This window comes from Microbacterium sp. SZ1, from assembly GCF_002362255.1.
GTDB lineage: Bacteria > Actinomycetota > Actinomycetes > Actinomycetales > Microbacteriaceae > Microbacterium.
This window is the reverse complement of sequence record NZ_LPVV01000034.1, coordinates 37,910-59,241: the sequence shown is the minus strand read 5'-3', so window position 1 is coordinate 59,241 and position 21,332 is coordinate 37,910. Positions and strand designations below refer to the sequence as shown.

At 69.9% G+C, this 21,332-nt stretch carries 22 protein-coding genes and 1 tRNA gene; 12 read left to right on the top strand and 11 right to left on the bottom strand.

The features are described 5' to 3' along the window. Positions 1 to 13 precede the first annotated feature (13 nt). From AUC47_RS11100 to AUC47_RS11085, 4 genes are all read left to right on the top strand, one after another. Positions 14 to 556, top strand: a complete 543-nt coding sequence (locus AUC47_RS11100; protein WP_096715253.1) for a DUF501 domain-containing protein — start codon at positions 14 to 16, stop codon at positions 554 to 556. Beyond that, positions 553 to 1,842: a S8 family serine peptidase gene (locus AUC47_RS11095; protein ID WP_096715252.1), complete on the top strand. Its 1,290-nt coding sequence runs from the start codon at positions 553 to 555 to the stop codon at positions 1,840 to 1,842. The genes AUC47_RS11100 and AUC47_RS11095 overlap by 4 nt, the downstream gene beginning before the upstream one ends. 39 nt (positions 1,843 to 1,881) lie before the next feature. Beyond that, positions 1,882 to 3,459 carry an NAD(P)/FAD-dependent oxidoreductase gene (locus tag AUC47_RS11090; RefSeq protein WP_096715251.1) on the top strand — a complete coding sequence of 526 codons (1,578 nt, stop codon included), beginning with the start codon at positions 1,882 to 1,884 and terminating at the stop codon, positions 3,457 to 3,459. A 279-nt stretch (positions 3,460 to 3,738) separates the two neighbouring features. After that, positions 3,739 to 4,521: a cation-transporting ATPase gene (locus tag AUC47_RS11085; RefSeq protein WP_096715250.1), complete on the top strand. Its 783-nt coding sequence runs from the start codon at positions 3,739 to 3,741 to the stop codon at positions 4,519 to 4,521. Between the two features lie 11 nt (positions 4,522 to 4,532). Here AUC47_RS11085 and AUC47_RS11080 read toward each other — a convergent pair. Further along, positions 4,533 to 4,608, bottom strand: a tRNA-Leu gene (locus AUC47_RS11080). Between the two features lie 86 nt (positions 4,609 to 4,694). Between AUC47_RS11080 and AUC47_RS11075 the strand changes: the two genes are divergently transcribed. The 3 genes from AUC47_RS11075 to AUC47_RS11065 all read left to right on the top strand — a co-directional run bounded on the left by AUC47_RS11075 (position 4,695) and on the right by AUC47_RS11065 (position 7,900). Next, complete coding sequence (locus AUC47_RS11075; RefSeq protein WP_096715249.1) at positions 4,695 to 5,942, top strand: alanine racemase; 1,248 nt, start codon at positions 4,695 to 4,697, stop codon at positions 5,940 to 5,942. Next, a complete protein-coding gene (locus tag AUC47_RS11070) occupies positions 5,939 to 7,252 on the top strand; it encodes a D-arabinono-1,4-lactone oxidase (RefSeq protein ID WP_096715248.1) in 1,314 nt (437 codons plus the stop codon). The genes AUC47_RS11075 and AUC47_RS11070 overlap by 4 nt, the downstream gene beginning before the upstream one ends. A gap of 81 nt (positions 7,253 to 7,333) precedes the next feature. Further along, positions 7,334 to 7,900, top strand: a complete 567-nt coding sequence (locus AUC47_RS11065; protein ID WP_050721493.1) for a LemA family protein — start codon at positions 7,334 to 7,336, stop codon at positions 7,898 to 7,900. Between the two features lie 24 nt (positions 7,901 to 7,924). Here AUC47_RS11065 and AUC47_RS11060 read toward each other — a convergent pair whose 3' ends face one another. Together AUC47_RS11060 and AUC47_RS11055 are read right to left on the bottom strand one after the other, a co-directional pair. Then, a complete protein-coding gene (locus tag AUC47_RS11060) occupies positions 7,925 to 8,404 on the bottom strand; it encodes a hypothetical protein (protein WP_143740729.1) in 480 nt (159 codons plus the stop codon). Next, on the bottom strand, positions 8,401 to 9,663 hold the full coding sequence (locus AUC47_RS11055; protein WP_096715246.1) for a winged helix-turn-helix domain-containing protein: 1,263 nt from the start codon (positions 9,661 to 9,663) through the stop codon (positions 8,401 to 8,403). The genes AUC47_RS11060 and AUC47_RS11055 overlap by 4 nt, the downstream gene beginning before the upstream one ends. 115 nt (positions 9,664 to 9,778) lie before the next feature. Here AUC47_RS11055 and AUC47_RS11050 point away from each other — a divergent pair, with 115 nt between their 5' ends. Together AUC47_RS11050 and ilvA are read left to right on the top strand one after the other, a co-directional pair. After that, the gene (locus AUC47_RS11050) at positions 9,779 to 10,975 is read left to right on the top strand and encodes an AI-2E family transporter (protein WP_096715245.1); all 1,197 of its coding nucleotides are present in this window, start codon (positions 9,779 to 9,781) and stop codon (positions 10,973 to 10,975) included. Further along, positions 10,972 to 12,201, top strand: coding sequence for a threonine ammonia-lyase (gene ilvA / locus AUC47_RS11045; protein WP_096715244.1), 1,230 nt, complete (start codon positions 10,972 to 10,974; stop codon positions 12,199 to 12,201). The genes AUC47_RS11050 and ilvA overlap by 4 nt, the downstream gene beginning before the upstream one ends. Before the next feature lie 134 nt (positions 12,202 to 12,335). On the opposite strand, the gene greA is transcribed toward ilvA, so the two are convergent. Both greA and AUC47_RS11035 read right to left on the bottom strand, forming a co-directional pair. Then, on the bottom strand, positions 12,336 to 12,824 hold the full coding sequence (gene greA / locus AUC47_RS11040) for a transcription elongation factor GreA (protein WP_096715243.1): 489 nt from the start codon (positions 12,822 to 12,824) through the stop codon (positions 12,336 to 12,338). 96 nt (positions 12,825 to 12,920) lie between these two features. Then, entirely contained in the window at positions 12,921 to 13,307 is a 387-nt protein-coding gene (locus AUC47_RS11035) for a DUF4307 domain-containing protein (RefSeq protein WP_096715242.1), read from the bottom strand. A 69-nt stretch (positions 13,308 to 13,376) separates the two neighbouring features. Between AUC47_RS11035 and AUC47_RS11030 the strand changes: the two genes are divergently transcribed. Beyond that, the gene (locus tag AUC47_RS11030; RefSeq protein WP_256999541.1) at positions 13,377 to 13,664 is read left to right on the top strand and encodes a hypothetical protein; all 288 of its coding nucleotides are present in this window, start codon (positions 13,377 to 13,379) and stop codon (positions 13,662 to 13,664) included. Positions 13,665 to 13,674: 10 nt separating this feature from the next. Here AUC47_RS11030 and trhA read toward each other — a convergent pair whose 3' ends face one another. Continuing rightward, positions 13,675 to 14,403, bottom strand: coding sequence for a PAQR family membrane homeostasis protein TrhA (trhA, locus tag AUC47_RS11025; RefSeq protein ID WP_096715241.1), 729 nt, complete (start codon positions 14,401 to 14,403; stop codon positions 13,675 to 13,677). 121 nt (positions 14,404 to 14,524) lie between these two features. Between trhA and AUC47_RS11020 the strand changes: the two genes are divergently transcribed. After that, the gene (locus tag AUC47_RS11020; RefSeq protein ID WP_096715240.1) at positions 14,525 to 15,304 is read left to right on the top strand and encodes an isoprenyl transferase; all 780 of its coding nucleotides are present in this window, start codon (positions 14,525 to 14,527) and stop codon (positions 15,302 to 15,304) included. 198 nt (positions 15,305 to 15,502) lie between these two features. Beyond that, entirely contained in the window at positions 15,503 to 16,885 is a 1,383-nt protein-coding gene (locus tag AUC47_RS11015; RefSeq protein ID WP_096715239.1) for a PhoH family protein, read from the top strand. Positions 16,886 to 16,952: 67 nt separating this feature from the next. Here AUC47_RS11015 and AUC47_RS11010 read toward each other — a convergent pair whose 3' ends face one another. The 5 genes from AUC47_RS11010 to xseA form a co-directional block, all read right to left on the bottom strand. Then, complete coding sequence (locus AUC47_RS11010; protein ID WP_096715238.1) at positions 16,953 to 18,353, bottom strand: class II fumarate hydratase; 1,401 nt, start codon at positions 18,351 to 18,353, stop codon at positions 16,953 to 16,955. Next, positions 18,350 to 19,039 carry a carbonic anhydrase gene (locus tag AUC47_RS11005; protein WP_096715237.1) on the bottom strand — a complete coding sequence of 230 codons (690 nt, stop codon included), beginning with the start codon at positions 19,037 to 19,039 and terminating at the stop codon, positions 18,350 to 18,352. Before AUC47_RS11005 ends, AUC47_RS11010 begins: the two co-directional genes overlap by 4 nt. A gap of 3 nt (positions 19,040 to 19,042) precedes the next feature. After that, complete coding sequence (locus tag AUC47_RS11000; RefSeq protein WP_096715236.1) at positions 19,043 to 19,681, bottom strand: DUF4245 family protein; 639 nt, start codon at positions 19,679 to 19,681, stop codon at positions 19,043 to 19,045. Beyond that, positions 19,678 to 19,917 (bottom strand): exodeoxyribonuclease VII small subunit, encoded by a 240-nt coding sequence (locus AUC47_RS10995; protein WP_096715235.1) that lies wholly within the window; start codon positions 19,915 to 19,917, stop codon positions 19,678 to 19,680. The genes AUC47_RS11000 and AUC47_RS10995 overlap by 4 nt, the downstream gene beginning before the upstream one ends. Positions 19,918 to 20,027: 110 nt before the next feature. Next, a complete protein-coding gene (xseA, locus tag AUC47_RS10990; protein WP_096715234.1) occupies positions 20,028 to 21,308 on the bottom strand; it encodes an exodeoxyribonuclease VII large subunit in 1,281 nt (426 codons plus the stop codon). Positions 21,309 to 21,332 lie beyond the last annotated feature (24 nt).

Here is a 21,332-nt window from a genome sequence, read left to right as displayed (position 1 = left end):
GTACGCTTGTCGGGTGACCACCCCGCCTTTCCCTGCCCCCACGCCCGCCGAGATCGCCGTGGTCTCGGCCCAGCTGGGGCGCCAGGCCCGCGGAGTCGTCGGCATCGCGGCGCGCTGCGCGTGCGGCAATCCGACCGTGGTCGCGACGACGCCGCGGTTGCCGGACGGCACCCCGTTCCCGACGTTCTACTACCTGACGCACCCGGCCGCCACGGCGGCGATGTCGACCCTCGAAGCCACCCAGGTCATGCCCGAGCTCGCAGCCCTGCTCGCCGACGACGCCGACATCGCAGCGGCCTACCTCGCCGCCCACGAGGCGTACCTCGCCGACCGCGCCGGGTTCGGCGACGTGCCCGAGATCGACGGGGTCTCCGCGGGCGGCATGCCGACCAGGGTCAAATGCCTGCACGCCCTCGCCGGACACGCGCTTGCCGCGGGACCAGGGGTGAACCCCATCGGCGACGAGGCGCTCGCGCGCTCCAGCTGGTCGCCCGAGGTCTGCCGCTGCGAAGACCCCGGCGCGGCGCTCCGCGACCCCGAGGCGTCATCGGCATGAGCCCGGGGCGGATGCTGCGCAGTGCCGTCGCAGCTGCGGCGGTGGTGGCGTCCGTGCTGCTGCTCGGCGCCGCGACGCCGCCGCCCGTCGCCGACGACCCGCAGGACCCCACCCGCGCCGCGGAGTACTGGCTCGACGGCGCGCGGATCCGCGAGGCGTGGCAGACCACGCGCGGCGAGGGTGTGACGATCGCGGTGATCGACACGGGTATCGGCAAAGTGCCGGGCACCTTCGACGGCGCCGTGGTGGGCGGTACCGACGTGTCCGGCGCCGGCTCTCCGGACGGGCGCACCCCGCTCGGTGCGGTCGACGGCAACCACGGATCCTGGGTCGCGTCGCTGGCCGCCGGACGGGGGGCGCCTGACGGCACCGGCATGATCGGCGTCGCTCCGGAGGCGAACCTGCTCTCGATCTCGGTGGGGTTCGGCGCGGCGGCCGCTGTGCCGTTCACCGAGCAGGTCGCGAAGGCCATGAGATGGGCGGTCGACAACGGTGCCGACATCATCAACCTCTCCTTCACGACCAACACGCTCGACTGGGACCGCAGCTGGGACGAGGCGTTCCTCTATGCGTTCGAGCACGATGTCGTCGTGGTCGTCGCGGCGGGCAACCGCGGCAGCGGCACCGACATCATCGGTGCGCCGGCGACGATCCCCGGCGTGCTCACGGTCGGGGGAGTGGACCAGACGGGCACCGCGAGCATCGAGGCGTCGACGCAGGGCATCACGATCGGCGTCGCCGCACCGAGCGAGGGGCTGCTCGGCGTCTCGGCCGACGGCAGGCTCGTCTCGTGGAGCGGCACCAGCGGCGCGGCGCCGATCGTCGCCGGCATCGCCGCACTGATCAGGTCGGCGCACCCCGACCTCGACGCCGCGAACGTCATCAACCGCATCATCAAGACGGCGATCCCCGTCGAGGGGATGGCCAGGGTGCCCGACCCGTTCTACGGATACGGGCTGATCGACGCGCAGGCCGCCGTCGCCGCGGACCTCCCCAGAGTCAGCGAGAATCCGATGGGCGACCTCGCCGAGTGGGTCCGCCTGTACCGGCGGGCCGAGACGGTGCCGCAGCCCGAGCCCACCGCGACCCCCATCGCGATCTCACCGCTTCCGGCCGCCGATGCGCCGTCGGAGCCCGGTTCACCGCTGCTTCCCAGCGCTGATTCACTGCGCTACGGTACCCTGCCGCTCATCGCGCTCACAGTCCCTGGTATCCTGATAGCGCTTGGCGTCACCGCTGCTGCCCGGCGCATCCGATCGGCGCGCGCTCGCACGCCACATTCCTGACTCCCGAGGAGTTTTTCCCCCGTGCCTCAGAACAGCACTGTGCCCAAGATTCTGATCGTCGGTGGAGGCTACGCAGGCTTCTACACCGCGTGGAAGCTCGAGAAGCACCTTCGCAAGGGTGAAGCAGACGTCACCATGGTCGACCCGCTGCCGTACATGACGTACCAGCCCTTCCTCCCCGAGGTGGCTGCCGGCTCGATCGAGGCCCGCCACTCGGTCGTCGCCCACCGTCGTCACCTCAAGCGCACGCACGTGCTGACCGCCAAGGTCACCAACATCAACCACGCCGAGAAGGTCGCGACGATCACGCCGCCGCTCGGCGAGCCGTACGAGTTCGCGTACGACCAGATCGTCGTCACCGCCGGTGCCGTGTCGCGCACGTTCCCCATCCCCGGTATCGCCGACAACGCGATCGGTCTGAAGACGATCGAAGAGGCTGTCGCGATCCGTGACCGTCTGATGTCGAACTTCGACAAGGCGGCGACACTTCCGGCCGGCCCTGAGCGCGACCGTCTGCTCACCGTCGTCGTCGTCGGCGGTGGTTTCGCCGGCATCGAGGTCTTCGCCGAGCTGCGTTCGCTCGCCTCGTCGCTGGTGAGCAAGTACCCGCAGCTCACGTTCGACGACACGCACTTCCACCTCATCGAGGCCATGGGCCGCATCATGCCCGAGGTCTCGCTCGAGACGAGCAAGTGGGTCATGAAGGACCTGGGCAAGCGTGGCGCGTTCATCCACCTCGACACGCAGCTCACGAGCGCTGTCGACGGCAACGTCGAGCTGTCGACCGGCGAGGTCATCCCGACCGATCTCATCGTGTGGACCGCCGGCGTCATGGCGAACCCGACCGTCGTGCGCGGCGGCGACCTGCCCGTCGAGGAGCGCGGTCGCATCCAGACCCGCGCGGACCTGCGAGTCGGCACCCCTGAGGCCTTCGTCGAGGGTGCCTGGGCAGCCGGTGACGTCTCGGCCGTCCCCGACCTCTCGGGCGGCGGCGTCGGCGGCTTCTGCGTGCCGAACGCGCAGCACGCCGTGCGCCAGGCGAAGCTGCTCGCGAAGAACCTCGTCGCGGTGCTCCGCGGTGAGGCTCCCAAGGAGTACTTCCACAAGAACCTCGGCGCCGTCGCCGGCCTCGGCCTCTACAACGGTGTCTTCCAGTCCGGCAAGATCGCGCTCAAGGGATTCATCGCCTGGCTCGCGCACCGCGGCTATCACGGTCTGGCGATGCCGACGTGGGAGCGCAAGTGGCGCGTGCTCTGGGGCTGGTGGAACAACCTCTGGCTGGGCCGCGACCTCGTCAACCTGCAGACGGTGCAGAACCCGCGCTACGTGTTCGAGGAGTTCGCCGCTCGCCCGCGTCCGGCCGCCGACGCACCGGCGCCTGCCGCTCCGGCCGCCCCGGCACTGCCCGGGTCTCACTCCTCGGAGCCGGCGACCACCATCGCCGCCGCCGAGAAGACCCCGGACGCCGATGAGCCGGTGAGCGACGACGCTCCTGCCGAGAAGCCCGCGTCCGAGGCCACGGGGTCGAAGGCTCCGGCCAAGAAGCCCGCAGCCAAGAAGCCGGCCGCGAAGAAGGCTTCTGCGGAGAAGGCCGCAGAGACGGCTGCCGCCAAGTAAGCCGCTCGCCGAACGCCCCGACCCCTCGCGGAGTCGGGGCGTTCGTCGTATCCAGGGAGTTTCGGCTCGCATCGCACTCATAGGCGCAATGGCTACGGTGGAGTCTGCAAGGGGAGTACTCCCATCTGCGATGGCGTCGTCATTACGGACATGAGATCGTGTCCCGGCCCATCGGCCCGCAAGGGTGGAGGAGACCGGGCGTCCGTATCAGCGCGGACGGCCACGGACCCTCGCCATCGGTTCCGGGCGGTCCGCTCGTCACACGAAGGAACCGCCACCATGGGAAAGCTGAACCGACTGATCGGGATGGCCGCGAAGGCGCTCGACCTCGACGGCAACGACCGGGAATCGACGTCGCGCGCTCCGCACCAGCCCCGTACATCACAGCCGTACGCCCCGCCCTCGGCCGGTGACCGGTACTCGCCTCCCGCGCCGCACGGCCGGTACGCACCGCCTCCCGCCGGGGCGCGGCAGGGGACGGATGCCGACCGAGCAGCCATCGCGCGCTACGACTACCTGCTGCAGACCGCCGACCCGCACCGCGTCGAGCAGATCCACCGCGAGGCGTTCGCCAGGCTCACACCGGAGCAGCGCGCTCAGGTGCAGCAGCGCATGACCGCCGAGCTCTCGCCGGGCGAGCGACCGGCGTCGTCGTCGCCCGACGATCTGGCGCGCGCCGCGGGGCGCACCGAGGCGGCGCGCCCCGGACGCATGCGCGGGCTCCTGTCGCGCGTCGGCGGCTTCGGAGCCGCCGGCCTGGCGGGCGGCGCTGCCGTCGGAGCGCTGGGCGTCGTCGCGGTCGGAGCGATCGGCAGCGCGGTCGCGGCACCCCTGCTCGAGCAGGCCGCCGGTCTCGGGGTCGACTTCGACGCGCTGGCGCAGGGCGTCGATCTCGACGCGATCGCGAGCGGCCTCGGCGCCGAGGAACTCACCGGTGCGGCCGAGGGCCTCATGGGATCCGCGGGCGAGACGGTGTCGGGACTCGGCGACACGGCGAGCGAATGGGGCCAGAAGCTCGGCGACCTCGGCATCCCCGGCATCGGCGACCTCTTCGGGCGCTGAGTCGGGCGCGGTGGTGCCCCCGCTGGGACTCGAACCCAGACTGAAGCGATTTTAAGTCGCCTGCCTCTGCCATTGGGCTACGGGGGCACGCCCGCCAGCCTACCTCCGGGATCGTCTGCGACCCGGTTCCGCAAAGGGCGAATCCGAGTGCACCCAGGTCGTATGGTGGGGGAGTGCTCGACCTCACCGCCGACCTGAACCCCGCATCGACGCAGTCCCCGGTCGCCCCCGAATGGCACGACCCCGCCCGGTACTGGCCGCGCCTGTCCGCAGCGACGGCGCACCTGCCTGCGCCGGTCGCCGTGATCGATCGCGAGGCGCTCCGCCACAATGCCCTCGACATGCTGGTGCGGGCGGGAGGACTTCCCATCCGCGTGGCCTCGAAGTCGGTGCGCGTACGCGCCGTGCTCGACGCCGTGCTGCAGCTGCCCGGCTACCGCGGCATCCTCGCCTTCACCCTCCCGGAGGCGCTCTGGCTCGCCGAGACGCACGACGACATCGTGATCGGATACCCGACCGTCGATCGCACGGCCCTCACGGAGCTCTTCGCATCGGAGCAGGCGGCACGGCGAATCACCCTCATGGTCGATGACCCCGCGCACCTCGATCTGATCGACAGCGTCGCCCCGCCGGGGCGCAGACCGGAGATCCGCGTCGCTATCGACGCCGATGCCTCGCTTCGATCCGCGGCGCTCGGTCACATCGGCGTCCGGCGGTCCGCGCTGTTCACGGCGGGCGAGGTCGCGGCGTTCGCGCGGACGATCCTGCGTCGTCCCGGCTTCCGCCTCGTCGGTCTCCAGATGTACGAGGCGCAGATCGCAGGACAGGGCGACGACGCCGGCCCGGACGCGCCCGTCATCCGCGTGATGCAGGCGCGTTCGCGCGCCGAGCTGCGGGTGCGGCGAGCTGAGATCGTCGAAGCGCTCACAGGCATCGCGCACCTCGAGTTCCTCAACGGCGGCGGTACCGGATCACTCGAGTTCACGGGCAGCGACGAGTCGCTCACGGAGGCGAGCGCGGGGAGCGGTCTGCTCGGCGGCCATCTCTTCGACGGCTACCGGTCGTTCCGCCCCGCTCCCGCCGCAGCCTTCGCGTTCGACGTCGTCCGTCGCCCGGCCGCCGACATCGCGACCGTGCTCGGCGGCGGATGGATCGCCTCCGGCCCGGCCGTGACCTCGCGACAGCCGAAGCCGGTCTGGCCCGATGGTCTTCGCACGCTGTCGAGAGAGGCGGCAGGCGAGGTCCAGACGCCGCTGCAGGGACCGAAGGCCGCGACTCTCGGGGTGGGCGACCGGGTGTGGTTCCGTCATGCGAAGAGCGGAGAACCGGCCGAGCGCATCGACAGCTATCACCTGGTGTCGGGGGACGAGGTCGTCGATGAACTGCCCACCTACCGCGGCGAGGGGAAGGCGTTCCTATGACGCGGATCGGCGGCACCTGGCAGAACTGGGGTCGGTCGGCACAGGTGAAGCCGTTGCGCGTCGAGCGTCCGCGCAGTCCGGAGGGAGTGCAGCGCGCGGTGCGGGCGGCCGTCGCCCAGCGACTGAGCATCAAGGCCGTCGGCGCCGGGCACAGCTTCACGGGAATCGCGATCGCACCCGGGGTGCTTCTGGAGCTCGACGACCTGCAGGGACTCGTCTCGGCGGATGCCGTCACCGGCCGCGTCACGCTCCTCGCCGGCACGCGGCTGCACCGCATCCCGCGGCTGCTGGCGGCGCACGGCCTCGCGATGCAGAATCTCGGAGACATCGATCGTCAGTCGATCGCCGGCGCGATCTCGACCGGCACGCACGGCACGGGTGCCGGGTTCGGAGGCCTCGCGACCCAGGTGGTCGGCGTCACCCTCGTCACGGCGGAGGGGGAGTTCCTGCGGATCGACGACGAGCACCAGCCGGAGCTGCTTCCCGCCGTGGCGCTGGGTCTCGGAGCGCTCGGCATCATCGTGGAGGTCACGCTGCAGTGCGTCCCTGCGTTCGTGCTGCAGGCCGTCGATCGGCCCGAGCCCCTCGAGAACGTGCTGGAATCACTCGATCAACGCGTCGAGGCGTCCGACCACTTCGAGTTCTACTGGTTCCCGCACACCGAGGTCGCCCTGACGAAGCGACAGACCCGGCTGGCCGAGTCGACACGACGACAGCCCCTGCCTCGCGTGGGCAAGTGGGTCGACGAGACCCTGCTGTCCAACGGCGTCTACCGTGTGGCCTGTGCCGCGGGGCAGGTGGTCCCGGCCATCACGCCGCCGTTCAGCCGCCTCGCAGTGAAGGTCACCGGCGACCGCGAGTACACCGATCTGTCGCATCGTGTGCTGACGCAGAGCCGCACCGTGCGCTTCCGCGAGATGGAGTACGCGCTGCCCGCCGAGAACGTCGTCCCGGCCTTCCGTGAGGTACGCGCGCTGATCGCGAAGCACGGGTGGCGCATCGAGTTCCCCATCGAGGTGCGGTTCGCCGCGGCCGACGACCGCTGGCTGTCGACGGCGCACGGGCGTGCGAGCGGATACATCGCCGTGCACCGCTACTGGCGGGCCGACCCCACCGAGTACTTCGAAGCGGTCGAGCGGATCATGGTCGAGCACGACGGCAGGCCGCACTGGGGCAAGCTGCACACGCTGACCGCCGAGCAGCTGCGCGAGCGCTACCCGCGTTTCGATGACTTCGTCGCGCTCCGCGACCGCCTCGATCCGGAACGGCGTTTCGCCAACCGCTACCTCGACCGAGTCCTCGGCGCCTGATGCGGCTCAGCGTCATGCGCCCAGTCGACGCGCAGACTGCGCCGATAGGATGAGAGAAACACGAGGAAGGGTGGGCCTCTGATGGAATGGCTCGTGCCGGTACTGATCGTCGTCGGAGTGATCCTGCTCGTCGGCATCTACCTGTGGGCGACGTACAACTCGCTGGTGCAGCTCAACGTCCGCGTCGACGAGGCGTGGAGCGGAATCACCGTGCAGCTCAAGCGCCGAGCCGACCTCATCCCGAACCTCATCGAGACGGTCAAGGGCTACGCCTCGCACGAGAAGGCGGTGTTCGAGAACGTCACGCGCGCTCGCGCCGAGACCCTGTCCGCCAGTGGGCCCGGCGAGGCAGGCATCGCCGAGGGCCACCTGCAGCAGGCGCTGCGCAGCCTGTTCGCGGTGGCCGAGGCGTATCCCCAGCTGCAGGCGAGCCAGAACTTCCTCCAGGTGCAGCAGGCCCTCGTCGACACCGAGGACAAGATCCAGGCCGCCCGTCGGTTCTACAACGGCGGCGTGCGCGAGCTGAACACGAAGATCAAGGTCTTCCCGAACAACCTCTTCGCCAAGGGGCTCGGATTCACCGAGCGCGAGTTCTTCGAGGTCGCCGACAGCGGCGCGATCTCCGAGCCGCCGCGCGTCCAGTTCTGATCCTCGCAGCCACGGGCGTCGACCTCACCACACCGTGACGTCGACGCCCGTTCTCGTGCGCTCGGCATCGCCGCGCACCGACCAGTTCTGCGTGCGGTAGGTCGTTGTGCGCGGGGCGCCGTCCTGACCGGTGCCCGTGACCGTGGCGATCAGCTCGCCGCCCTGCGCGACGAAACCGTCGTCGGTGAGGGTGATCTCCGGCATCCGCTCGATGCGGAACCGCGCGTCGGTCACGGCTGCGAACTCGGTTCCCCACGGGATGCGGATCCCACACGCCTCCGGCATGACGCCGTTCGGCGCGCCCGCTGCCGCGCACTGCTCGAGGTGCTCGTCGAGGTCGGCCTGCGCGGAGGCGAGCAGGTCGATCGAGGGGCTCGGCTGTGGAGTCGGACTGGCTGATGCCTCCGGTGCGGGGCGTGCCGTCGCCCAGACGATCGTCGCGATCGCGACGATCATGACGACCACAGCCGCGCCTCCGAGGAGCCATTTCGTACGGGGGGTCACGACGTCGCCTCCCTCGCGTGGACGTGTCGGCGCACCGAGGCGGCCGGAAGGGCGCTCAGGGCGCTGTGGAGGGCGTCAGCGGCCGTTCCCCAGCCCGAGACCGAGACGTGTTCGAGGCCCTGCCACGACGCAGCGAGCACCAGCTCGCTCGCGATGCGCTCGGCGTCCGCCGCGGCATCCGCCTGCGGCTCCCACCACGCCGACTGCACCTGCAGCGTCGACGTCGACCGCTCGCCCTTCAGATCGACGCGGGCGACGACCCGGTCGCCGACCAGCACGGGCAGCGAGTAGTAGCCGTAGCGGCGCTTCGCCGCAGGGACGTAGATCTCGATGCGGTAATCGAGTTCGAAGGCGCGGAGCGCCCGCTCGCGGAACCACACCACGGGATCGAACGGGGTGAGCAGTGCGGCCGCGTCGATCCGTCGGGGGAGCACGGCATCGCGGTGCCGCCACGCCGCCAGGGGGCGGCCGGCGCGTTCCCACCCCCGTACCCGGACGGGCACGAGCTCGCCCTCGTCGACGAGGTCGGCCACGGCACGCGAGATCGTCGCCCGGTCGCGGATCCGGTAGTAGTCGGCCAGGTCGGCCATCGTCGCGACGCCCGACGAGCGTGCCGCGCGCCGGATCAATTCGCGGATGGAGTCGTCGTACGAGACGTCGCGCGAGCGGATGTCGTCGGGGATGACGTGCTCGGCCAGCGCGTAACTGCGCTCGAAGCCCTTCCGTCCGCTGATCGCCACGTCGCCCGTGCGCCAGAGATGCTCCAGCGCCAGCTTCACGTCGTCCCAGTCCCACCAGGTGCCGCGTTCGCGCGGCGCGTCCGCCCGAAGGTCGGCCGGCCGCAACGGCCCTTGCGTCCGGAGCTCGTCCAGGACCCAGGAGATGGTCTGCGCGTTCTGACTCGCCCACGACTCCGGGTCGGCCCCGCGCCGCCGGAACCTCTCCATTCGGAAGCGCCACAGCGGCCAGTCCTCGATCGGGATGAACGTCGCCTCGTGCGCGAGGTACTCCACGTAGTGGGTCGTGCGGGACAGGAACATCCGGTCGAGCAGCGCGGGATCGTAGCTCCCGAGACGGGAGAAGAGCGGCATGTAGTGTGACCGGGCGAACACGTTGACCGAGTCGATCTGCAGCACGCCGAGGCGGTCCATGACCCGGTGGATGTGACGCGTCGAGGGGGCCGCAGGACGGGCGCGGGAGAAGCCCTGAGCCGCCAGGGCCATACGGCGCGCCTGCGCTGAGCTGAGAGTGTCGGTCACCCGGCCAGCGTATCCAGATGCGCCGACATCGAGGCCTCGGCGACGAGCCAGCGGACCCTCGTCATGTTGCCGCTCAGCGTCGGGGGAGCCTGGTGGAGCGCCGTAGACTTGGGCGATGAGCGAAGAGCAGCATCCGCGGCTGAGAGACCTCTTCCGTCCGCGTCCGATCTCGACCGAGCGCACGGTCACGACGGCGGCCGATGAGGCGGTCCCGCGCGGCCTGCGCGTCACGGCCGCCTACGCCTGGCGACTGCTTCTCATCGCAGCCGTCGCCGCCGGGTTCATCTGGCTCGTCATCGAGCTCAAGCTGCTCGTGATCCCGCTCATGATCGGCATCCTCATCACCGCCCTGCTGTGGCCCGCGTTCCAATGGATGCTGCGACACCACTTCCCGCGATGGGCAGCGGTGGCGATCTCCATCATCGGCACCATCGCGATCGTGACGGTGCTCATGTGGCTCGTCGTGTGGCAGATCCGCCAGCAGCTGCCCGACGTGCAGCAGCGCAGCACCCAGGCGATTCAGGACTTCCGTCAGTTCCTCCTGAACGGACCTCTTCACCTGAGCGAGGCTCAGATCCAGGGGTACATCGACCAGGGCCTGCAGATCATCAACGAGCAGGCCCAGACCCTTCTCAACGGTGCTCTGGCTGTCGGAACCACCGCCGCGCACGTCGTCACCGGAGCGGTGCTGGCGCTCTTCATCCTCATCTGCCTGCTCGCTGACGGCGGCCGCATCTGGCGGTGGACCCTCCGTCTGTTCCCGCGCGCTGCGCGCCCCGCGGCCGACGCCGCCGCGACGAACGGATTCGCGACCCTCGTCAACTACGCGCGCACGCAGCTCTTCGTCGCCGCCATCGACGCCGTCGGGATCGGCGTCGGCGCCGCACTCCTCGGCGTCCCGCTCGCGATCCCCGTCGCCGTCCTCGTCTTCCTCGGCTCGTTCGTGCCGATCGTCGGTGCCGTCGTCACCGGCGCGATCGCCGTGCTGCTCGCCCTCGTCTACAACGGCCCGTGGATCGCCCTCGCGATGCTCGGCGTCGTGCTCGCGGTGCAGCAGCTCGAGGGGCACATCCTGCAGCCGATCATGATGGGATCGGCGGTCAAGGTGCACCCGCTCGCCGTGGTGCTCGTCGTGGCCGGCGGCTCGATGGTCGGCGGCATCCCCGGGGCGCTGTTCGCGGTGCCCCTCGCGGCATTCGTCAACGTCGCCGCGGTCACCATCAGCACGGGGTCGTGGCGCACCGGCGATCAGCCGGACGCCGACCTGATCTGGAGCACAGTCCCGCGTGAGCGGACACGGAGGAATCGATGAGCGCAGTCCCCAGCCTGACCGAGTTCGAGCACGCCGCTCAGAGTCTGGCTGAGGTGATCATGCACACGCCGACCCTGCCGTCGCGTGCTCTGACCGACGTGCTGGGTTCGCCCGTGCTTCTCAAGATGGAGAACCTGCAGCGCACCGGTTCCTTCAAGATCCGCGGGGCCGCGTACCGTCTGTCGAGGCTGAGCGCGGAGGAGCGGGCGCGCGGCGTCGTGGCGGCGTCGGCAGGCAACCACGCGCAGGGCGTCGCCCTCGCCGCGCAGGCGCTCGGCATCCCCGCGACGATCTTCATGCCGATCGGCGTCCCGGTGCCGAAGCTCCTCGCGACCCGCAACTACGGTGCCGAGGTCGTGCTCGAGGGCGAGACGGTCGCGACCTCCCTGCGATTGGCGGCGGAGTTCGCCGAGCGCACCGGCGCCGTGCTCATCCACCCGTTCGACCACCGCGACATCGTGATCGGCCAGGGGACGCTGGGACTCGAGCTGCTCGACGACGCCCCGGACGTCGACACGATCGTGTTGAGCATCGGCGGCGGCGGCCTGATCGCCGGGGTCGCCGCCGCGGCCAGGGCGCGAGCCGCAGAGCGCGGGAGGAGCGTGCGGATCATCGGCGTCCAGGCGGAGAACGCGGCCGCGATGCTGCCCTCGCTGGAAGCGGGTGAACCCGTCGACATCGAGACTCGGCCCACGATCGCCGACGGCATCCTCGTCGCACGCCCCGGCGCGATCCCTTTCGGCATCATCAAGGATCTCGTCGACGAGGTCGTCACCGTCTCCGACGACGATCTGGCCCGGGCGATCCTCATCCTGCTCGAGCAGACCAGGGTCGTCGCGGAGCCTGCTGGTGCGGCCGGTGTCGCCGCGATCCTCGCCGGCAAGGTGCAGTCGTCCGGGACGACGATGGCCGTGTTGTCGGGCGGCAACATCGACCCGCTGCTGCTGCAGCGCGTGGTGTCGCACGGACTCGCGGCATCCGGACGCTACCTCACGATCCGCATCCCGTTGCCCGACCGCCCCGGTCAGCTGGCCCGGGTCTCGGAGCTCATCGCCGAGGCGGGTGCCAACGTCATCGAGGCCATGCATACGCGCCACGGACACGGACTGCAGATCAACGACGTCATCCTCGAGCTCAGCGTCGAGACCCGCGGACCCGAGCACTCCGACTTCACGCTCGAGACGCTGCGGCGGGAGGGCTTTCTGCCGATGGTCGTGCCCGACTGAGCGTTTCACTTGGCACCCCGTGCCGCAATTCGCGCAGGATTGCCGCAGCAGGTGTCAACTGAAAGCGGCGAGCGAGAGCGCCGTACACGAGGAAGGCCCCGTCCGACAGGACGGGGCCTTCCTCGTGTCACCGGTCAGCCAGTGTAGGTTTCGACGTTGACGATCTCGACCGAGATCGAGCGGCCGTTCGGGGCCTCGTACGACGACTTATCGCCGACTTTGAGTCCGAGGATCGCCTGTCCGAGAGGGCTCGCCTCGCTGTAGACGTCGAGGTCGCTGCCGGCTGCGATCTCGCGGCTGCCGAGCAGGAAGACCTCTTCGCCGCCCGCGACGACGGCCGTGACGACCGTGCCGGGCTCTACGATTCCGCGGCTGGGCGGTGCCTCGCCGACCTTCGCGGTCTTCAGCAGACCCTCGAGGGTGCGGATGCGGGCCTCCTGCTTGCCCTGCTCGTCCTTCGCGGCGTGGTAGCCGCCGTTCTCCTTGAGGTCGCCCTCTTCTCGGGCGGCCTCGATGCGCTTGGCGATCTCCTCGCGACCCGTCGTCGACAGGTGCTCCAGCTCGGCGACGAGCCGGTCGTAGGCTTCCTGCGTGAGGAAGGGAACCTGAGCGTCAGTAGACATGACGAAGCTCCTTCATTCGGTATCCACCGACGTTCCGCGGGGGATATGCCAAGACGCCCCGGCACGGTGCCAGGGCGTCGTCTGTCTGCCCCGAGTCTAGGCGACCCAGCAGCTGTTCACCAAACCCGTCGTCGCCTCCGCGACGGTGGGCACGGTGGTCGACAGCGCCTGCGAGTGGGAGTCGGATGCCGGGATCTCGACGACCTTCCAGCCGACCACGCCGAACTCCTCGTCGAGCGCTTCGACGACGCACACGACGTCCTTGCCCTGCACGCCGGTGATCTGGAAGCGCACGTCGACCGTGTGCTCGTCGACGAGGTCGAAGCCCAGGTCGTCGGAGTCGACGCTGTTCATCTGCTCCGTCACGATCGACCAGCCGAACGCGCCGACGAGGAGCACGGCCACCGTGATCAGCACGATCCAGGGCGCCTTCCGTCGGCGGGTGCGACCATAGCGGTCGTCGAGCTGCTGTGCGGTCGTCACGGGGCGGGTCTTCCGGTCGTTAGGCTGGTAACTCCAGGTTATGCGACCTGCGCAGGAAAGGCAGACTCCATGCTCGCTCTGACCGAGACCCCGATGCCGACACCGTCGATGACGGTGGCGCCCGAGTCGGTCACCCCCGGATTCGTGGGGTTCGCCGCCGTGGTGATCCTGCTCGTGGCCGTGATCCTGCTGATTCTCGACATGAACCGCCGGATCCGTCGCGTTCGCTATCGCGAAGAGGTCCGCGAGGAACTGGATGCCGAGGAGGCCGCCGCCCGCGCGGCCGATGAGGCGACCGAGACGGACGCCGACCTGCCGATCGTGCGCGAGGGCGACGACGACCCCGAGAGGCGCTGATTCTCGGCCGCTAGGCGCCGAGCGACGGTGACAGCGGCTCGAGAGCGATGAGCAGGCACGCCGTCCAGTGGCACAGGAAAGCCAGCACCGTGCACACGTGGAAGATCTCGTGGAACCCGAAGTGCCCCGGCCACGGGTTCGGCTTCTTCAGCGCGTAGACCACCGCGCCGCCCGTGTAGAGCAGCCCGCCGATGATCACCAGCACCATCATCGCGACGTTGGCGTTCAGCAGGTCGACGATGTACATCACCGCGGCCCAGCCGAGCAGCAGATAGAGGGCGACGTACAACCAGCGAGGCGCGTTGATCCAGAACACCCGGAACAGGATGCCGAGCAGCGCGCCGCTCCACACGAGGATGAGCAGCAGCATCCCCTTCTCCGGAGGAAGCGCGAGCACGGCTAGCGGCGTGTACGTGCCGGCGATGAGCAGCAGGATGTTCGCGTGGTCGATGCGCTTGAGGACGACCTTGACCGTGGGGCCCCAGTTGAAGCGGTGGTAGACGGCGGAGTTGCCGAACAGCAGCAGCGACGAGGCCATGAAGACGGCGGCGGCCCACTTGGCGGCGCCGCCCTGGGCGAAGACGATCAGGACGATCCCGGCGGCGATCGCGACGGGGAACGTGCCGGCATGGATCCAGCCGCGCCACGTGGGCTTGATCTCGACGTGCGCGTCGTCGGCCGCTTCTTCGAGCAGCGGCAGCTGGGGAAGATCGGGGGCGGAAGCGTCGGGAGTGCTCACGTGCTCACTCTAGGTGGGGTGCCATTCCGCCAGGCGTACATAACCTGAGAGCTCGACGGGTGATATCCCCGGCGGCAGCTCTCGGGCATTCCCGAGCCCCGCACGATAGCGTAGGGAGGTGATGTCACGCGATGGTCAGGGGCGGGGGCCGCTGTACCGGCTCTACACCAGCCGGCTGCGCCGTCACCTCGATCCGGCGTCGGTTCCGCATCACGTCGCCATGATGATCGACGGCAACCGTCGGTGGGCGCGACAACTCGGCTACGCGACTCCGGCGGAAGGGCATCGCGCAGGCGCGGCGAAGATGATCGAGTTCCTCGGCTGGTGCGACGAGCTCGGCATCCGCGTCGTCTCGCTGTATCTGCTGTCCAGCGACAACCTCCGCAAGCGCGACTCCGCGGAGCTCGCCGACCTCATCGAGATCATCGCCGAGCTCGCCGACGAGCTGTCCCGCGAGGGGAACTGGCGGGTCAAGCATGTGGGTCGCTCCGACATCCTGCCGCCCGAGCTCGCGCGCGTGCTCGAGGATGCGCAGGAGCGCACCAAGGACCACACGGGTCTGCACGTGAACCTCGCGGTCGGCTACGGCGGACGCAACGAGATCGTCGACGCCGTGCGCAGCATCGTCACCGCGCACCAGGCGTCCGGTGGCACGATCGAGGATCTCGCCGCCCACCTCACCCCGGAGATGATCGGGGAGCACCTCTACACGGGCGGGCAGCCCGACCCCGACCTCGTGATCCGCACGAGCGGCGAGCAGCGGCTCAGCGACTTCCTGCTCTGGCAGAGTGCGCACAGCGAGTTCTACTTCGTCGAGGCGCTCGGCCCGGATCTCCGGCAGGTCGACTTCCTGCGCGCGATCCGCGACTACGCCGATCGCGACCGCCGGTTCGGTCGCTGAGCCTCCGCGCGGGCGCCGCCGATCCGTTCATCAACACGTAACGAATTGCTGGCGTGTCGAGCCGACGAAATGTCGGCGGCTGGTCGTAGCTTCTAGGCATCGGGCAAGGCGCCCGTCGAGTCGGCCTCAGGTTCGCGACTCGTGACCCCCTGGTCGACTCGTTCGAATAGCCGGGATTCCCCGGGTCGGGAGTGGGTCGTGACCTCACGTACAGCGCAGCAGTCCTCCAGCACCGCGCAGCAGTCCACCCGTAAGACGACGAGTCGGGCCACGTCCGCAGTCCCTGATCAGGATCTGCGCACCTACGTGCTCGACACCTCTGTCCTGCTCAGCGATCCGCAGGCGCTGTTCCGCTTCGCGGAGCATTCCGTCGTCCTCCCGGTCGTCGTCATCACCGAGCTCGAGGGCAAGCGCCACGACCCCGAGATCGGCTACTTCGCGCGCCAGGCGCTCCGCCACCTCGACGACCTGCGCATCGAGCACGGCCGGCTGGACTTCCCCGTCGAGGTCGGCGAGGGCGGCACGCTCCGCGTCGAACTGGCCAACGCCGACACGTCGGTGCTCCCCGCCGGTATCCGACTGAGCGACAACGACAGCCGCATCCTCTCGGTCGCGATGCACCTCGCTCAGGACGGTCAGGACGTCACGATCGTGTCGAAGGACCTCCCGATGCGCGTGAAGGCCGCATCGCTGGGTCTCCGTGCCGAGGAGTACCTGGCCGAGCAGGCAGTCGACTCCGGCTGGACTGGGATCACCACGCTCGACCTGTCGGGCGATGAGATCAGCGACCTGTACGAGAGCGAGGTTGGGATCAGCGAGGAGGCCCGCGGCCTGCCCGTGAACACCGGACTCATCATCCACTCCGAGCGCGGGTCGGCCCTGGGGCGCGTCACCGGCGACGGCGAGTACCGGCTGGTGCGCGGAGACCGGGACATCTTCGGCATGCACGGGCGTTCGGCCGAGCAGCGGATCGCGATCGACCTGTTGCTGGACCCCGAGGTCGGCATCGTCTCACTCGGCGGGCGGGCAGGAACCGGCAAGTCGGCACTCGCACTCTGCGCGGGTCTGGAGGCCGTGCTCGAGCGGCAGCAGCAGAAGAAGATCATCGTCTTCCGTCCGCTGTTCGCGGTCGGAGGTCAGGAGCTCGGATACCTGCCAGGCGACCAGGGCGAGAAGATGGGGCCGTGGGGACAGGCGGTGTTCGACACGCTCGGCTCGGTCGTCTCGGGCAACGTCATGGAAGAGGTCGTCGAGCGGGGGCTCCTCGAGGTGCTGCCGCTCACGCACATCCGCGGGCGCTCGCTGCACGACGCGTTCGTGATCGTGGACGAGGCGCAGTCGCTCGAACGCAACGTGCTGCTGACGGTCCTGAGCCGGATGGGGCAGAACTCGCGGGTGATCCTCACCCACGACGTGGGCCAGCGCGACAACCTTCGGGTCGGGCGCCACGACGGCATCGCCAGCGTGATCGAGACCCTCAAGGGGCACGACCTGTTCGCCCACGTCACGCTCATGCGCTCGGAGCGCTCGGCGATCGCGGCGCTCGTGACCGAGTTGCTGGAGGGCGGCGAGCTCAGCTAGGACCGGCGACGGAGACGACGGATGCCGCAGGGAAAAGGTCCCTGCGGCATCCGTCTGTCGTCCGGGCTCAGCCGGGGTGCGTCATCGAGAGCAGGTCGAGCTTCTCGTCGAGCTGCTCGAGCGTGAGCTCGCCGCGCTCGACGTAGCCGAGGTCGATCACGGCGTCGCGCACCGTGATGCCCTTCGCGACCGAGTGCTTGGCGATCTTCGCCGCGGCCTCGTAGCCGATGAGCTTGTTCAGGGGCGTCACGATCGACGGGCTCATGCCCGCGAAGGCGGCGGCGCGGTCGAGGTTCGCCTGCAGTCCGTCGACCGTCTTGTCCGCGAGCACGCGCGAGGCGTTCGCGAGCAGGCGGATCGACTCGAGCAGCGCCGTGCCCATGACCGGGATCGCGACGTTCAGCTCGAACGAACCGGATGCTCCGGCCCAGGCGACCGTAGCGTCATTGCCGATCACACGTGCGCAGACCATCAGCACGGCCTCGGGCACGACCGGGTTGACCTTGCCGGGCATGATCGACGAACCCGGCTGCAGGTCGGGGATGTGCAGCTCGCCCAGACCCGTGTTGGGGCCGGAGCCCATCCACCGCAGGTCGTTGTTGATCTTCGTGAGGGAGACGGCGATGGTGCGCAGCGCGCCCGACGCCTCGACGAGTCCGTCACGGGCGCCCTGCGCCTCGAAGTGGTCCTTCGCCTCGGTGATCGGCAGCTCGGTCTCGGCGGCGAGGAGTTCGATGACCTTCTGCGGGAAGCCGAGCGGGGTGTTGATGCCGGTGCCGGTGGCGGTGCCGCCCAGGGGCACCTCGGCGACGCGGGGGAGCGCCGACTGCACCCGCTCGATGCCCAGGCGGATCTGACGTGCGTAGCCGCCGAACTCCTGGCCGAGGGTGACCGGGGTCGCGTCCATGAGGTGCGTGCGGCCGGACTTGACGGCGTCCTTCCACAGCTCGGCTTTCGCCTCGAGAGCGACCGCGAGGTGGTCGAGCGCCGGGATGAGCGTGTCGATGAGAGCCTGCGTCACGGCGATGTGCACGGAGGTCGGGAAGACGTCGTTCGACGACTGCGAGGCGTTGACGTGGTCGTTCGGGTGCACGTTCGCGCCGAGGATGCGGCTCGCCAGCGTTGCCAGGACCTCGTTCATGTTCATGTTCGACGACGTGCCGGAACCGGTCTGGTAGGTGTCGACGGGGAACTCGCCGTCGTGCGTGCCGGCGGCCACCTGGTCGGCGGCCTGCGCGATGGCGTCGGCGATCGCGCCGTCGAGCGTGCCGAGCTCCTTGTTGGCGAGCGCTGCCGCCTTCTTGATGCGGGCGAGCGCGGCGATCTGCGCCGACTCCAGACCCTTGCCCGAGATCGGGAAGTTCTCCACCGCACGCTGGGTCTGCGCCCCGTAGAGCGCGTTGACGGGCACCCGCACCTCACCCATGGTGTCGTGCTCGATGCGGTACTCCTGCTGGGTGTCGGTCATTCCGAACCTTCCTTGGTTGCGGGGCTCTGCCCCTCGGTCTCGATGCCGTCGGTCTCGATGCCGACGGTGATGACGGGCACAGCGGTGCCCTCTGCGAGTCGGTAGTTGGCGCCCACGATGCCCAGTCGCCCCTCGGCGACGGCGTTCGAGATGATCTCGGACGACTGCAGCAGGTCGCCGACCGTGTTGCGCAGGTGCTCGCGCCCGACGAGCTCGGCGTCGATCTCGTCGACGGTCGTTCCGCCGCTCTCGGCGAGCACCTTGCGGGCCGCGGGCACGATCGGGGCGATGAGCTTCCAGATGTGCGGGGGGAGCGGGTCGGCGTCGATCGCGGTGCCGTCGATCGCGGCCCGGACGGCGCCGCACGAGTCGTGTGCGAGCACCACGATCAGCGGCACCTCCAGCACGGCCACGGCGTACTCGAGGCTCGCGACGATGGATTCGCCGATCACCTGGCCGGCGTTGCGCACGACGAAGAGATCGCCGAGACCGAGGTCGAAGATGATCTCGGCGGCGAGACGGGAATCGGAGCACCCGAACAGGGTCGCCACAGGATGCTGAGCGGCCTCGAGATCGCGCCGCCTGACCACATCCTGATTGGGATGACGAGGCTCGTCGTTCACGAAGCGCCGATTCCCCTCCTGCATCTGCGTCCAGGCGGCGGCGGGCGTGAGCGGGTGCGTCATGGGCTACTCCGAGAGATCGCGGATCTGGGGGACGAGGGTTTCGGCGAGGTCGGCGGTCGAATCGGCCGAGCGCGAGCCGTACAGGAGCACGTAGTCGTCGCCTGCCTGCGTGCCGATGGCGTAGGTGACGTTCTGCTTCGCGCCGGCGTCGCCGAGCGAGTAGACGTCCCACTCGATTCCGCCGATCGCGGTGGTATCGGTCGGGGCGACGCCGTTCAGTCGCTGCGGCGCCCACGACGAATCGACCCCGAAAGCCTGGGCGAGCTTGATGAACCCGCGCTCGTTCTCCGCTGCCGGTGCCAGGGTCACATCCCACACGGGTGTGGCGCCGCTCGTGAGACCCGCGGCGTTCACGCGCCAGAAGTCGTCGAGCTCGGGCACGATCACCGGGCTGCCGAGCGACGATTCCACGTCGGCGGCGATGCCGGTCACGTCGACCTCCCGCTCGGTCGCAGGCTCGCCGCGGGGCACCGCCAACACGATGACGACGACGATCGCCAGGGTGGCGAGCAGAGCGGCGATGAGTCCGCGGACCGTCTGACTCGACCGGTACGCCTTGCTGAACTCGGCCTTGCGGGCCGCGGTCTCCTCCGGCGTCTCGGGGCGGCCGAGTTCGGCCACGATCGGGGCGCGCTTGCTCATGACTCCGCTCCGCCAGCAGAGTCGGATGCCGCGGCCCTGGCGGCCTCCAGGCGGCGCTTCGCGCCGAGCAGCCACTCCTCGCAGCGGGCGGCGAGGGCTTCGCCGCGCTCCCACAGGGCGAGCGACTGCTCGAGGGTCGGCGCGCCCTGTTCGAGTTCCGCGACCACCTTCACGAGCTCGTCGCGCGCGGCCTCGAACGACAGCGTCTCCACGGGGGTGTCGTTCAGCGCACTCACGCCTCCATCCTACGCGGTGCGCGCAGCGCGCTCACCCGGAGGGGGCGGCCTCGCGCGGTCTCCGCAGAGGATGGACTCAGGGCGGTGACGGGCTCAAGAATCGTCCGACGTCACCCGTCGCTCTCGGCGATCTCGCCCTCGGAGCGTGCGGCGATCGAGCCGCGGTCGACGGTGATCGTGAGAGCGCTGCCCGCCGGAGCGTCGGCGGCGTCGCGAAGGATCAGCCCGCCGTCGAGGTGAGCGATCGCGTACCCGCGGGCGAGTGTGGCGGCGGGGGAGAGCGCGCGCAAAGACGCCCGTAGCTCGCTCGTCTCCCTCGCTGCTGCATCGAGCTGCCGCGCGATGCTGTCGCGGCCCCGGGAGAGCATGAGCCACACCTCCTGCGAGCGCGAGTCGATGATCGGATCCGGGGAGCGCAGCGCAGGCCGTGAGCGCAGCTGCTCCAGCTGGGCGATGTCGTGAGTGATCCGCTGCGTGAGGCGCGACGTCGCCCGCGAGCGCAGCTGGGCGATGAGCGCCCGCTGCTCGCTGACGTCCGGTACGACGCGCTTCGCGGCGTCGGTCGGAGTGGACGCGCGCAGGTCGGCGACATCGTCGAGCAGAGGATGGTCGTTCTCGTGACCGATCGCGCTCACAACGGGGGTGGATGCCGCCGCGACGGCCCGCACCAGGCGCTCGTCGCTGAAGCCGAGCAGGGTCTGCGGATCGCCGCCGCCGCGGGCGATGACGATGACGTCGACGTCGGGATCGGCGTCGAGCCGCGCGAGGGCCGCCAGTGTGTCAGGCACGCACCGATCGCCCTGGACCGCCGCGTACTCGGTGCGGAACCGCACCTGCGGCCAGCGCAGCTCGGCGTTGCGGTGCACGTCCTTCTCGGCATCCGACCGCTCGCCGGTGATGAGGCCGATCACGTGCGGGAGGAAGGGCAGGCGCTTCTTGCGCGACGGGTCGAACAGCCCCTCCTGCCGGAGCTGCACGCGCAGGCGCTCGAGGCGTTCGAGCTGGTCGCCCAGTCCGACGTGCTTCATGGCCGACACCGCGAAGCTGAAGTCGCCGGACTTCACGAAGTAGTCGGCCTTGACCGCCGCGACGACGTGATCGCCCACGCCCAGGTCGTTCGGGATGCGCGGCCGCACGCTCGACCAGATGCGGATGGAGATCTGGGCGTCGGAGCGGGTGTCCTTCAGCCGGGCGAAGATGTTGCCGGCGCGCACGTTCCACGAGGTGATCTCGCCCTCGACCCAGACCGTGTTCCAGCGGGCGACGAAGTCGCGGATCGTGGCGTTCAGCCGGGCGACGGACGTGGGGGCGGATGCCGACGAATCCCGCGGCGCGACGGCGTCGGCGGGAGGCGTCTCGCCGGGGCGCGTCGTCGCTTCGAAGACTGTCATCCGCTCCGTGCCCCTTCCCGGCCC

Coding starts and splice junctions, on each gene's coding strand:
- AUC47_RS11095 (WP_096715252.1), top strand. CDS start 553: ATGAGCCCGGGGCGGATGCTGCGCAGTGCCGTCGCAGCTGCGGCGGTG.
- AUC47_RS11085 (WP_096715250.1), top strand. CDS start 3,739: ATGGGAAAGCTGAACCGACTGATCGGGATGGCCGCGAAGGCGCTCGAC.
- AUC47_RS11070 (WP_096715248.1), top strand. CDS start 5,939: ATGACGCGGATCGGCGGCACCTGGCAGAACTGGGGTCGGTCGGCACAG.
- AUC47_RS11065 (WP_050721493.1), top strand. CDS start 7,334: ATGGAATGGCTCGTGCCGGTACTGATCGTCGTCGGAGTGATCCTGCTC.
- AUC47_RS11050 (WP_096715245.1), top strand. CDS start 9,779: ATGAGCGAAGAGCAGCATCCGCGGCTGAGAGACCTCTTCCGTCCGCGT.
- ilvA (WP_096715244.1), top strand. CDS start 10,972: ATGAGCGCAGTCCCCAGCCTGACCGAGTTCGAGCACGCCGCTCAGAGT.
- greA (WP_096715243.1), bottom strand. CDS start 12,824: ATGTCTACTGACGCTCAGGTTCCCTTCCTCACGCAGGAAGCCTACGAC.
- AUC47_RS11030 (WP_256999541.1), top strand. CDS start 13,377: ATGCTCGCTCTGACCGAGACCCCGATGCCGACACCGTCGATGACGGTG.
- AUC47_RS11020 (WP_096715240.1), top strand. CDS start 14,525: ATGTCACGCGATGGTCAGGGGCGGGGGCCGCTGTACCGGCTCTACACC.
- AUC47_RS11010 (WP_096715238.1), bottom strand. CDS start 18,353: ATGACCGACACCCAGCAGGAGTACCGCATCGAGCACGACACCATGGGT.
- AUC47_RS11005 (WP_096715237.1), bottom strand. CDS start 19,039: ATGACGCACCCGCTCACGCCCGCCGCCGCCTGGACGCAGATGCAGGAG.
- AUC47_RS11000 (WP_096715236.1), bottom strand. CDS start 19,681: ATGAGCAAGCGCGCCCCGATCGTGGCCGAACTCGGCCGCCCCGAGACG.
- xseA (WP_096715234.1), bottom strand. CDS start 21,308: ATGACAGTCTTCGAAGCGACGACGCGCCCCGGCGAGACGCCTCCCGCC.